The organism is Flavobacterium sp. ZB4R12 (genome assembly GCF_048276375.1).
Lineage (GTDB): Bacteria > Bacteroidota > Bacteroidia > Flavobacteriales > Flavobacteriaceae > Flavobacterium > Flavobacterium gawalongense.
On the sequence record NZ_JBLNKS010000016.1, the window covers coordinates 20,084 to 33,334 of the forward strand.

Annotated in this window: 10 protein-coding genes; 2 read left to right on the forward strand and 8 right to left on the reverse strand. The window is 34.0% G+C overall.

What is annotated here, in order from left to right:
- Window positions 1-23: 23 nt before the first annotated feature.
- Both ACNO7W_RS12500 and ACNO7W_RS12505 read right to left on the reverse strand, forming a co-directional pair.
- Entirely contained in the window at window positions 24-1,232 is a 1,209-nt protein-coding gene (locus tag ACNO7W_RS12500) for an HAD-IC family P-type ATPase (protein ID WP_417938391.1), read from the reverse strand.
- A 50-nt stretch (window positions 1,233-1,282) separates the two neighbouring features.
- The gene (locus ACNO7W_RS12505; RefSeq protein ID WP_417938392.1) at window positions 1,283-1,486 is read right to left on the reverse strand and encodes a cation-transporting P-type ATPase; all 204 of its coding nucleotides are present in this window, start codon (window positions 1,484-1,486) and stop codon (window positions 1,283-1,285) included.
- Between the two features lie 164 nt (window positions 1,487-1,650).
- Between ACNO7W_RS12505 and guaB the strand changes: the two genes are divergently transcribed.
- Window positions 1,651-3,123 (forward strand): IMP dehydrogenase, encoded by a 1,473-nt coding sequence (gene guaB / locus ACNO7W_RS12510; protein ID WP_143388737.1) that lies wholly within the window; start codon window positions 1,651-1,653, stop codon window positions 3,121-3,123.
- Window positions 3,124-3,205: 82 nt separating this feature from the next.
- Here guaB and ACNO7W_RS12515 read toward each other — a convergent pair whose 3' ends face one another.
- The 5 genes from ACNO7W_RS12515 to ACNO7W_RS12535 all read right to left on the reverse strand — a co-directional run bounded on the left by ACNO7W_RS12515 (window position 3,206) and on the right by ACNO7W_RS12535 (window position 10,528).
- A complete protein-coding gene (locus tag ACNO7W_RS12515; RefSeq protein ID WP_417938393.1) occupies window positions 3,206-5,098 on the reverse strand; it encodes a monovalent cation:proton antiporter-2 (CPA2) family protein in 1,893 nt (630 codons plus the stop codon).
- Between the two features lies 1 nt (window position 5,099).
- Window positions 5,100-5,705 carry an NAD(P)H-dependent oxidoreductase gene (locus ACNO7W_RS12520; RefSeq protein ID WP_143388735.1) on the reverse strand — a complete coding sequence of 202 codons (606 nt, stop codon included), beginning with the start codon at window positions 5,703-5,705 and terminating at the stop codon, window positions 5,100-5,102.
- 289 nt (window positions 5,706-5,994) lie between these two features.
- The gene (locus ACNO7W_RS12525; RefSeq protein ID WP_417938394.1) at window positions 5,995-8,235 is read right to left on the reverse strand and encodes a cation:proton antiporter; all 2,241 of its coding nucleotides are present in this window, start codon (window positions 8,233-8,235) and stop codon (window positions 5,995-5,997) included.
- Between the two features lie 185 nt (window positions 8,236-8,420).
- Complete coding sequence (gene purB, locus ACNO7W_RS12530; protein ID WP_143388193.1) at window positions 8,421-9,767, reverse strand: adenylosuccinate lyase; 1,347 nt, start codon at window positions 9,765-9,767, stop codon at window positions 8,421-8,423.
- A gap of 68 nt (window positions 9,768-9,835) precedes the next feature.
- Entirely contained in the window at window positions 9,836-10,528 is a 693-nt protein-coding gene (locus ACNO7W_RS12535) for an SIR2 family NAD-dependent protein deacylase (protein WP_417938395.1), read from the reverse strand.
- Between the two features lie 179 nt (window positions 10,529-10,707).
- On the opposite strand from ACNO7W_RS12535, the gene ACNO7W_RS12540 reads away from it, so the two are divergent.
- Window positions 10,708-11,370, forward strand: coding sequence for a TrmH family RNA methyltransferase (locus ACNO7W_RS12540; RefSeq protein ID WP_417938396.1), 663 nt, complete (start codon window positions 10,708-10,710; stop codon window positions 11,368-11,370).
- A 121-nt stretch (window positions 11,371-11,491) separates the two neighbouring features.
- Here ACNO7W_RS12540 and ACNO7W_RS12545 read toward each other — a convergent pair whose 3' ends face one another.
- Complete coding sequence (locus tag ACNO7W_RS12545) at window positions 11,492-13,090, reverse strand: DUF4041 domain-containing protein (protein WP_417938397.1); 1,599 nt, start codon at window positions 13,088-13,090, stop codon at window positions 11,492-11,494.
- Window positions 13,091-13,251: the final 161 nt, after the last annotated feature.

Genomic DNA, 13,251 nt, shown 5'->3' on the forward strand with positions numbered 1-13,251 from the left:
TCTGTTTTTTTGTTTGCTGAGTTTTACGGATTCTTTTTTCTCTTTAACCATTTGTAAATTTCTATCCAAAGTACCGAAACAAATCCCACTAAAATGCTCAAACCTATTTGGAAACCCGAAACCCTTTCGAACTCAAAAAAATGAGCGAACAGAGGAACAAACAGCAATAAAGCCGTGATCAGAATGGTTATTCCAATTATCATTAGAACTAAATTGTTTTTATAGCCTAAAGGGGTAAATATGGAGTAATAAAAAGAACGATTGGTGAGTGTCAGAAAAATATTGGAAGCTATCAATGTAAGGAAAACGGTAGTTCTTGTTATACTTTCCGAGCAATTATCAGCCACACAAAAACGATAGACAAATAAAAGCCCCATTGTGATTACAAGACCCTGAATAATACTAATGGCAATTTCTTTCAGGTTGAAAAAAGTATTGGTAAAAGGTCTTGGTTTGAGCAACATCAAATTGCGCTCCACAGGTTCATTTTCGTAAATTATGGAACAGGTTGGGCCCATAATTATTTCAAGGAAAATTACGTGAACCGGCGAAAAAATATTTGGATAAATCCATCCCAATGCCAAGGGAATAAACACGATCATTATGATTGGGATGTGTATGGAAATAATGTATTGTATGGCTTTTTTTAGATTGTTATATATTTTTCTCCCTATAGCAATGGCATCAATCATTTTAGAAAAATCATCATCAATAAGAATAAGATTGGCAGCTTGTTTAGCAATTTCAGTTCCCTTTTTACCCATGGCAATTCCTATGTGAGCTGATTTTAAAGCGGATCCGTCATTTACGCCATCGCCCGTCATGGCTACTATTTGATTGTTATCTTTCAGGGCTTTTATGATTTTGAGTTTGGCCTCAGGAAACATTCTCGTAAAGATGGTGGTTTCCATGACTTTTTCTTTTAGCGTGATGCCATCCATTGCCATTAATTCATCTCCAGTCAGTGTTTTTTCAGCGTTTTGAAAACCAATTTGTTTAGCGATTGTGGCAGTTGTCTCGGCATTATCACCCGTAACTATTTTTACCTGGATGCCAGCTTTATAAAATGTTTCAAATACAGTTTTTATGTTCTCTTTTAGAGGATCATAAAATGCAACTAATCCTTTAAAATGAAATGAAAAATCTTGTTGTTTTTTTGGATAATCTGACCCTGAAAATTCAGTTACGCCAACACCTAGAACGCGAAATCCTTTTTTAGCCATAGTTGTCATTGCGGCAAGGATTTGTTGTGTTTCTTTTTCGGATAAATTAGAGCATGCAATTAAAGCTTCCGGAGCATCTTTGGCAGCAATGATTCTAGTTCCATTTTGGTTTTCAAAAACATAGGTTCTTTAACCATTTCAATTAAAGAAGTTAAGAACGTATTTTTATCCTGATGTGCTAAGGAATTAGGGGCGTATTTTGCTCTTGATTGCAAAACTTCATCACCTGAAAGCCCTTTTATTTGTTGTTGAGGTTCTGTCATATCAAAAAAGCCAGGATTTTATGAGTTGCGAAGAATCAGGCTTAGTTATAGGTGTCGAAATAATCAATGAAATGCAATTTAATCATTATATTGTAAAAAGCAGTCGTTTTTTCGCTTAAGATTGTCTATATTTGCACGCAATTTAACTACAACTACAAATTGCAATGATCGCACACAATTCTAAGATTATCGGTGAAGGATTAACTTACGATGATGTACTATTAGTTCCCAACTACTCAAATGTGCTTCCACGTGAAGTGAGTATCCAATCAAAATTTTCAAGAAACATAACACTTAACGTTCCTATTGTATCTGCAGCTATGGATACCGTTACCGAAAGTGCAATGGCAATTGCTATGGCACAAGAGGGAGGGATTGGTGTTTTACATAAAAACATGACGATTGAGCAGCAAGCTGCTAAAGTACGTAAAGTAAAGCGTGCCGAGTCAGGAATGATTATAGATCCGGTTACCTTACCATTGACTTCTACAGTTGCTGATGCTAAAAACGCGATGAAAGAATTTGGAATTGGTGGTATTCCAATTGTTGATGAAAATAAAAAACTTAAGGGTATTGTTACCAATAGAGATTTACGTTTCGAAAAAAATAATGCCAGACCTATCATTGAGGTAATGACAAGTGAGAACTTGGTAACAGTTGCCGAAGGTACTTCACTGGAACAAGCCGAAGTAGTTTTGCAAGGATATAAAATCGAAAAGCTTCCAGTAGTAAATGCGGATTATAAATTAGTTGGTTTAATTACGTTTAGAGATATTACTAAACTGACTCAAAAACCAAATGCAAATAAAGACAAATACGGACGTTTACGTGTAGCGGCTGCATTAGGTGTAACTGCAGATGCTGTTGAAAGAGCTACTGCTTTGGTTAATGCTGGAGTAGATGCAGTTATAATCGATACCGCTCACGGACATACAAAAGGAGTTGTAGATGTACTAAAATTAGTTAAAGCTAAATTCCCGGAATTAGACGTTATTGTTGGTAATATTGCCACTCCTGAAGCAGCTAAATATCTTGTTGAAAATGGTGCCGATGGTGTGAAAGTAGGAATTGGACCAGGTTCTATTTGTACTACTCGTATAGTTGCGGGTGTTGGTTTTCCTCAATTTTCTGCGGTACTTGAAGTAGCAGCAGCTATAAAAGGTACTGGAGTTCCAGTAATTGCTGATGGTGGAATTCGTTACACAGGTGATATCCCTAAAGCTATAGCTGCAGGCGCGGATTGTGTGATGTTAGGTTCATTACTGGCCGGAACAATGGAATCTCCTGGGGAAACCATTATTTTCGAAGGAAGAAAATTCAAATCATACCGAGGAATGGGTTCTGTTGAAGCGATGCAAGAAGGATCTAAAGATCGTTATTTCCAAGATGTGGAAGATGATGTGAAGAAACTAGTTCCAGAAGGAATTGTAGGTCGTGTACCTTACAAAGGGGAATTGAATGAAAGCATGCAACAATTCATTGGCGGTCTTCGTGCCGGAATGGGCTATTGTGGTTCAAAAGATATTCCAACTTTACAGGAAACAGGACGTTTTGTTCGTATTACCGCAAGCGGAATCAACGAAAGTCATCCGCATAATGTTACGATAACGAAAGAAGCTCCAAATTATTCAAGATAGTTTTTTGTCCATCATAAAAAAAGGCATAATTAATTTCCGTTTTAGGGTGTTAATTATGCCTTTTTTATTGGTGTAAACTGAATTAGTCTGGCAATTCAGATAAGTCAGATAAATTGTTTTTCAAATGCTGGCTGTCCCAACTGTGATTGGTTGCTGCAACTTGAGAATAAATATCACTCTTTAATAACTGTTCCTGCAATTCAATCTCTTCTTTAATGGTAATCAGATACGCCATTTTATCGTGGCGTTTTTCGGCTAATTTACGTGTTGTGATTTCATCGTATTTTATAAATTGCTGTCCTTGTCTGGTTGCCGTATATTTTCGAAGTCCTAATTCTACCAATGCATCAACACCCATATTAACGGCACTGTATAAAGTTTCTCTGTAAATATGTTCGACTTTATGATCGATTAATTCATAGGCATCATTTCGATTTCGGGCACGGGTTAAGATTTTTAAATTTGGGAAATGTTTTTTTAAGGTTTCAATTACTTGAAGATTTACTGTTGGATTATCTATGGCAGCAATAAAAATTTTCGCATTCTCACAACCAGCAGCTTTCAATAACTCTAATCGGGTTGCATCCCCATAATAGACCTTGAAACCCATTTTTCGTAATAAATCGATTCGGTCTGAATCATAATCCAGAATAGTTGATTTTATTTGATTAGCTCTCAATAAACGGCCAACTGTACTTCCAAAATGCCCAAAACCAGCTATGATAACGGGATTATCCTCGTCAATATAATCATTGTCTTTTTTTATTTCTTTTTCCTGAATTCTGGTGTTGGGATAAATTATTCGCTCATTTATTAGTAGCAGAAAAGGAGTCGCAACCATACTCATGGCGATCACTGCCATAATTTGATTGGCTAAAATATTAGGTATAATATTTAATTGTATACAAAAACTCATAATCACAAAACCAAATTCACCAGCTTGACTCAAACTAAAAGCAAATAGTAGATTTTGATCTATTTTCTTTTTATAAAATCTACTGGTCATAAATAGAACTATAAATTTCACTAAAGTTAGAATCGCTCCAAAAACAAAAATAAATAATGGATTGTCCATAATCAATTGGAAATTTATCGATGCACCGACACCCAGAAAGAATAAACCTAAAAGTAACCCTTTAAATGGTGCAATATCACCTTCTAATTCATGACGAAATTCAGAGTTGGCAAGTACCACCCCAGCCATAAAAGCACCTAGCGCAGGACTTAATCCAATCAAATGCATTAAATAAGAAACAGCAACTACCAATAACAATGCTGAAGCGGTAAACAATTCCTGCAACCGAGTTTTTGCGATAATATGCAATAATGGAACAAATAAAAAGCGACCGGCAAAATAGATTATCGAAATAATTCCAAGTACAATTACCGTTTGCAACCAGCTGGCATAACCTGTAATTAATGATTGTGGTGCATCATTTGTTGCCTCAAGATTTACCGTTGACAAAAGAGGTAAAAAGGCTAAAATTGGGATTACCGCAATATCCTGAAAAAGTAAAACCGCAAATGAGGAACGTCCCACTGACGTATTTGATAATCCTTTTTCTTTTAAGGTTTGTAATACAATGGCAGTAGAAGATAATGCCAGTGCCAGCGAAATGGCTAATGTGGTTTCCCATTTCCAGTCCATGAAAAAAAGGCATCCAAGAAACAGAATGAGGGTTGTTCCAACCAATTGTAAAGAACCCATTCCCAGAATGAATTTCCGCATTTTCCAAAACTTACTCGGTTCCAATTCCAAGCCAATCAAAAACAACATCATTACAACACCAAATTCGGCAAAATGCATGATATCCTGTCCTTCCTGGCCAATAAAACCAAGAACATAAGGTCCAATAATTATTCCAGCTAATAAATAGCCTAAAATGGAGCTCAGCCCTAATTTTTTAGCAATAGGCACACAAATTACGGCTGCTGTCAAATAAATAATTGCCTGAAGTAGAAAATTCGTATCCATGTTATGTTTTTATTGTAGCAAACCATTCATTTAAATAATGGTATTGCAAAATTTCATCCGTATCTAAATCATTATTTTCTAAATAGTCGAGAAAATAACCATAAATCAAGCCGTTTTTTTCATAATCTTCTTTGGTCATATTATGTGTTCCATGTATTACAAAAGGGGGTAAATAGGTCATATTGCACACTTTTGCTGTTTGGTTAAAGGGTTCCAGTAATTCAAGAATACTATAGCGATCACTACCGGTTTCGCAATAATTTTCCTTGTTGCCACCTGTAGTAATTACCTGAAAAATAATTTTATCTTGCAAAGCCTTACCTTTTTTTCCATAAGCCCAGTTGTGTTCCAATACCATATCAATCCACTGTTTCATCAATGGCGGACAACTATACCAATACATAGGATGATGCCAAATGATAATGTCGTGTTGGCTTAACAAAACCTGCTCGTGTTTTACATCAATATCAAAATCCGGATATTCCTCATACAAATCATGAAAAGTAATGTTCTCTGAATCGGGAATATTTTCCACCAAGGCTTTATTCGCATGTGATTTTTCGAATAGTGGATGGGAAAATAGGATTAAGATTTTATTTTTAGGCATAAAATTTATTTTAAGCTTTTTGTTTTTATGTGTTATATAATTGATTTACACTGTTCTTTAAACAATAAAAACTTCATGAAAGATATAAAATAATGCTTAATTTTAATAATACAATGCCATTCAAAAGCCCATTTTTACAATATTAATAAATAATAAACAGAAAATCCCGTCAAAACAAAATGTGAAGTTTCATTCAGACAGGATTTAATTAAAGACTTGTTTTGCTTAGCAATAATTCAGCCAAAATGGATTTGCAAAAACAATAATTTACACTATACTTTATTTAGTGTTAATTTTTGAAAAAAGTAGTTAGTAGTTTTTTACTGCCTACCACCCAAAGAATATCATTTTTCTCCAATATCAGACTGGATTCAGGATTAAGAATCCGATTTCCTTTTCTTTCAATCCCTACAATTAGACCTTTTGTTTTTTCCCGTAATTGAGAATCCTTGATATTTTTACCTATAAACTCCTCTTCGTCGAGTTCCAATTGTTTTAAGATAATATCTGTTTCAGTAGCTTTTTCTGGAATTTCTATTTCATTTTGATGTAAATAGGATTTAAATTCCTTGACTTGGTTATCCGTTCCAATGACACAAATTTCATCTCCAGGGAACAAACGTTCATTTTTATTTGGAATATTAATCATGATCTCTCCACGTTTGATGAAAGCGATATTAATTCCCATTTTTTCCCGAATTCGTAATTCATCTAATGTTTTTCCAGCAATATTGGAGGTTGCCGCAATATCAAAAGTGGTCATGTGGCCATCCCAAGGTGTTAAATGGCTTCTGCTTCTTTTGGCTTTAATAATTTCTCTGGCATTTAAATTTTCAAGAAAGTGATTTTCAATTTTGTGGTATTGTGCATTTAACTTTTTTGGAAAGACAAAATACACAACAACAGCAGCAATCAAAGCTATAAAAGCGATTATGGGAGAGAAAAAGATATTTAATAAAAATCCGATGTAAAAAAGGGTTAGTAGCATTCGCAGTAAAATCATCATCAAGACAGGGCCACGATATTTGCGTTCCTCCCTCAAAATGGCTACTTCTTTTACTGCAACTCGTCGCAATGAAAGTGCCCATAAAAAAGGAGATATTATTATTAAAGTAATCAACGCGCCAAATGTATTTCCAAATTGAGACCCTTTAACTAATGGCAGAATAAATTTAGATGAAATTAGAATAATGGCAACAATAATTACGGAGTGGATGATTACTTGAGTCAGAAAAGCGCGTACGACTATTTGCCAGTTGCTTACTGACTTGATGGATTGGGCATTGGCACTATAACGTTCAATTTTTTTAGTCCATTTTCGAGGCAACTTCTTTTCCAGATATTCCGAAAATGGAGTGGCGAATTTCACCATAAATGGGGTCGTAAAAGTAGTCACTGCTGAAACAGCCACTACAATAGGATAGAGAAAATCACTGGTTACATTTAATGTCATTCCCAGTGTTGCGATAATAAATGAGAATTCCCCAATTTGCGACAAACTCATTCCGGTTTGCACCGATTGTTTTAAAGGCTGCCCAGAAAGTAAAGCGCCAATTGTTGAACTTATGGATTGCCCCAAAATAACAACTAACGTCAAAACAGCGACAGGCAAGGCGTATTCATACAACGTCCCGGGATTAATTAACATACCAACGGATACGAAAAAAACAGCTCCAAAAAGGTCTTTAACAGGCTTTACCAAATGTTCTATATGTTCCGCCTGAGTAGTTTCGGCAATGATCGAACCCATGATGAAAGCTCCTAATGCAGGAGAAAAACCAACATTGGCAGCAAGGATAACCATCATCAAACACAAAGCAAGTGAGATGATTAACAACATTTCATCCGTCAATAAGCTTTTTGCTTTTTTGAGTAAAGTCGGGATGAAAAAGATGCCACCCACAAACCATATTGTCAAGAAAAAGATCAGTTTGAAAACAGATTGAAGCAATTCACCTCCTGAAAATTGTTGACTCACCGCAATAGTGGAAAGCAATACCATCATTAAAATGGCGATAATATCCTGAACAATGAGCGAACCAATAACAATTCCAGCAAATTTTTGGGTTTTTACTCCCAGTTCATCAAATGTTTTTAGAATAATAGTTGTGGATGAAATCGAAAGGATAACTCCTAAAAAGATACTGTCCATTGGTTTCCAACCAATCCATTGACCGACCAAATAGCCGATGGCAACCATTGCAATAATTTGAGTGACAGCTGTAATAGAAGCAGTTCCACCCACTTTCATCAGTTTCTTAAAACTGAATTCCAAACCTAAACTAAATAATAAAAATATGACTCCAATCTCTGCCCAAACTTCTACGCTTTTAATATCTTTTACAGAAGGGAAAAAATCAAAATGATTTCCAGCCAAAAATCCAGCAATCAAATATCCTAAGACAAGCGGTTGCTTTATTTTTTTAAACAACAAAACTGCAACGGCAGCTGTCATCAGAATTAATCCTAAATCACTAATTAGAGGCTGTAAGTGGTGCGATGCATTTGCTACTGTTTCGGCTGTATTCATAGGCGTTTACTTGTGTTTTAAGGGTTTTGTGTATATTGGTAAGATATAAAAAAACTTTAATTTTTAAAGTGTATTTTTAGTTAAAATAGTCTTTTTTAAAATCTTATAAACAATAAAAATCCCGTTAAAAAGATTTTTTTTCTCTTTTCAACGGGATTTTACAAATTTGGATAATTTCTTAAAACTTATATTCCCAAGAAATTACTTGGAGTAATTTGCATCAACTCTGCTTTAATTTCATCCGAAACGTCTAAGGTTGCTATAAAACCGTGAATCGCTTTTTTATCAATCGCTTCATTCGTTCTTGTCAATCCTTTCAATGCTTCATAAGGATTAGGATATGCTTCACGACGTAAAATCGTTTGAATCGCTTCGGCAACAACAGCCCAGTTTTTCTCTAAATCTTCGTGGAATTTTGGTTCGTTCAATAACAATTTGTTTAATCCTTTCAAAGTAGCTTCAAAAGCGATTAGCGTATGCCCCATTGGTACACCAATATTTCTCAAAACCGTACTATCCGTCAAATCACGTTGTAATCTTGACAATGGTAATTTAGCTGATAAATGCTCAAAAATTGCATTGGCTATTCCTAAATTTCCTTCTGAATTTTCAAAATCAATTGGGTTTACTTTATGTGGCATTGCGGATGAACCTATTTCTCCCGCTTTGATTTTTTGTTTGAAATATTCCATCGAAACATACGTCCAAATATCTCGGTCCAAATCAATGATTATAGTATTAATTCTTTTTAATGCATCAAAAAATGCTGCGAAATGATCGTAATGTTCAATTTGGGTAGTAGGGAAGGAGTGATGTAAACCAAGGTTTTCTTCAACAAATTTCCCTCCGAATTTTCTCCAGTCAATTTGTGGGTATGCCACATGATGTGCATTGTAATTCCCTGTTGCACCGCCAAATTTAGCTGCAAAAGGAATGTTGAACAACAAACGCATTTGTTCTTCTAAACGTTCTACAAAAACACCAATTTCTTTACCCAAACGAGTTGGAGAAGCTGGTTGTCCATGTGTACGGGCAAGCATTGGAATGTCCTTCCATTCCACACTTAAATCTTTCAATTTTGAAGTTAAAGTAATCAAAGAAGGCATATAAACTTTCTCGAAAGCTTCTTTTGTAGATAATGGAATTGCCGTGTTATTAATATCTTGAGAAGTCAATCCAAAGTGGATAAACTCTTTATATTCTGATAAGCCTAATTTTTCAAAAGCATCTTTGATAAAGTATTCCACCGCTTTTACATCGTGGTTGGTTACTTTTTCAGTTTCTTTGATCCAAAGGGCATCTTCAGTAGAGAAATTTTTATAGATGTTACGTAAACTTTCGAATAAATTCGGGTTTACAGCTGCAAGTTGTGGCAGCGGCACTTCGCACAAAGCAATAAAGTATTCAATTTCAACCAATACGCGGTATTTGATTAAAGCTTCTTCAGAGAAAAATGGAGCCAGCGAAATAGTCTTGTTTCTATATCTTCCGTCGATTGGCGATATAGCATTCAATTCGTTTAAAGTAGTCATTGTTTAGTTGTTTGTTCGAAAGGCACAAATATAAACCTTTCGTGACAAATTAGAAAACGAATGGTTTTTTAAATAAACTCGGTAAGCTTCTTTTTTAGTATTTTCATTCCTTCAGATGCCACTTCAGGAATCACATCCAATGGATTTCGGAGATTCGGGATCTTTATGGGTTTTGGATCAATATAAAAAATAGGTGTTTCACGGGCTGTAAAATCGATTAATCCTGCAGCAGGATATACTTGCAAAGAAGTCCCAATGACAGCAAAATAATCTGCTTTACGGGTTATTGCAATTGCTTCTTCTAAGGCAGGTACTTCCTCACCAAACCAAACGATATGCGGGCGCAGTTGGTTTTGATTGTCATCTAAATCTCCAAAATTCAAATCGTCTTGCCAATCCAGAATATAATTTACATTTTTAGAACTTCTCACTTTCAATAATTCTCCATGTAAGTGCAACACATTGGAGCTTCCGGCACGTTCATGTAAATCATCTACATTTTGTGTGATAATATATACGTCAAAATGATTTTCTAATTCAGCTAGAATTTGATGGCCTAAATTAGGTTCTACTTCTTTGAGTTGTTTTCGTCTTTGATTATAAAAATCGAGTACTAAAGCCGGGTTTTTATGCCAACCTTCGGGAGTTGCCACATCCATGACGTTATGGCCTTCCCAAAGTCCGTCACTATCCCGAAAAGTTTTTATGCCGCTTTCGGCACTAATTCCAGCGCCAGTCAAAACCACTAATTTCTTTTTCATGGAATTTTTTTTTCATTATTTTGTCATTTCGACGAAGGAGACTCGAACGAAGTGAACAGGTGAAACAAATCATATTTGTTACTCTCGTTATGTGATTTCTCCTTCGTCGAAATGACAAAATTACTATATTTATTTTAAGCTACTCTTTTTTAGTATTTTTGCCAAAAAAATAACCCACAATGATTGATATCGATTATCTTAATTTTCTCGAAAATATCCTGACCGATAATCGAAAAGAAAAATTTCTGAAAGTATTACAAAACAGAACCAATCATTTTACCATTGCCGTAGAAGATATTTTCCAGATGCACAATACGAGTGCAGTAATGCGCAGTTGTGAGATTTTTGGAATTCAGGAATTGAACGTTATCGAGCAGCGTTACGGTAAAAGTATCGATAAAGAAATTGCGATGGGCGCTCAAAAATGGGTAGATATTAATACATTCGACAGTATTACGAACTGTGTGGATACTTTAAAAAGTAAAGGATACCAAATCATTGCTACCACACCACATGAAAATGATTGTTTGTTGGAAAATTTTGATATTTCGAAGCCTAGCGCTTTATTTTTTGGAACAGAAAGAGACGGATTATCTGAAGAAATTTTGCAACGCGCCGATGGTTTTCTAAAAATCCCCATGGTAGGTTTTACGGAGAGTTTGAATATCTCGGTTTCGGCAGCCATCATTATTCAAAATCTGACGAATCGATTGCGTAATTCAAACATTGATTGGCATTTATCTGAAAATGAAATTTTAGTAAAAAGATTGGCTTGGGCCAAAAATTCCATAAAAGACATTAAAAGAATAGAAGAAAGGTATTTTGAGGAAAACTCAAGGTAGTGCAAACGAACTCTTAAACTAGATTTTTAACGTTAGCTGAGTCATTGCGAGGAACGAAGCAATCGCATCTAGTATTTTCTTTTGATTAAGTGCTTATCGTTGTTGGAACGGATTGTTATCGCTAGTGCCTTTTATCGAGATTCAATGGAAAATCACTTTCGTTTTCTTCTAGATTTACAATTTCTACATTTTGATTTAGTAATCTTGTTAGTATTGATTGAGTTTCCCAATATTCCATTGCTTCTGGAATTTTTATAAATTCAGCTACAAGATCTAATTCTTTTATTTTTAATTCAATGTCATCCAAAGGAATTTTGAAAAATTCCCTTCTGTGATTATATAAATTTATTCGCTTTTCAGAAAATGTTTTGTGTAATTCATTTTCTAAACTTGGAGCATCTTCTGAATAAATCATTGTGTGTACATCAAATTTAAATGGAACAGAAGCATTTCCTAATTCTCTAACTCTTTCAAAGGGATCAAGTCTTCTTGTCATTCCAATTTTAAATATGTTTTCTCCAAAAGACCCAATATTTGAAATTATGTAAATGTATCCACGTTTTGTTTGTTGAGCCATTGAAATTGCTCTTGCTTTTACATCTTGTACAGCTTTTAGTTTTTCTTCTAAATCATGGATTTTTTGATTTAGAATATCATTTTCATTATTGTTTAAAGCTTCTGTTTTTGCAAGCTCAAGTTGTTTTTTTACTATTACTTCTTCAATTTCAGCTTCTTTAGTTGCTTTCTCAAAATCTTTGCGTGCTTTTTCTTCTTCTCGAAATAATTCTCTTATCCTTTTTTCTTCTTCTTTTTCTTCATACTTTTTTACTTCTTGTTCGTGATATAAAGCTAATTCTTCGAGTTTTAATTCTAAATATGGTTTAGTAATTTCTATCATTTGATTTTTATATCGCGTCCCAAAATCGTGAGTAGAATGATGCTTATTTACAATAGAGTTTTGCAATAGAATAAAAGCGCAAAATTCTCTACTTTGAGTATTAATTCTATTGAATATATCTTGAATCTTAGACTGAAAGTTATTGATATTATTCCATTTTACTTTAGTTATTAATGCGTCACATTCACTATTAAATGCAATTAAAATCAATTTTTTATAACTATTTATACTTTTTTTATAACCGCTTGTAAGGAATTTATATTCTGTTACGTAGTATATTTCATCGTCATGACTAGTTATTGCCTTATTTTCTTTGATTAATAACTTTTGTTTCTCATAATTTTGCCGAATACTTTCTTTGTAATCTTCAGAAGTTTCAAAATTGAAAATAGGATTATATAAACCAGAATCTATGATTTTAAAATCTTCATTATATAATTTTATTTGCTTCTTTAGATTGTAATAAGTTTTTGCATCTTGTTGATATTCTTTTTCTAAAACTTCAAACTTTGTTTCTAATTCCTTAATTTCTCCTTTCTTTATAAATATTAACTGATTTAAATTAGTTTCTTTTTCAAAGATTAGTTTATCAAGTTCAGTTTTTTTGCTTTGAATTTCATCTTCTAGTTTAAGGATTGGTTCAAAGTTTAATAAAGCATTATTTAAACTAGAATTTTCGGTTAAAATTTTTTCTATTTTGGTCAGTAAACCAAGTAATTCATTTTCCTTATGCTCTACTAAAATTTCTTTTTCAAGAACTAAATCCTCTAAATATTTAATTTTTTCTAATTCTTGCTTTTTTGTAAAATCTAATATTCCCATTAAAAATAAATAAATTGTTATGTTTAGTTTCTATATTTTCCGATTTTTCCACGGCATTAGCGATAACGTTATGTCGATTCACGAAGTTGCTGATGAAAGCGGACTGAGTTCTCTCTGCCAAGATAATGTTTCTTCATGAAACCAAAACGTCCGGCTACAGA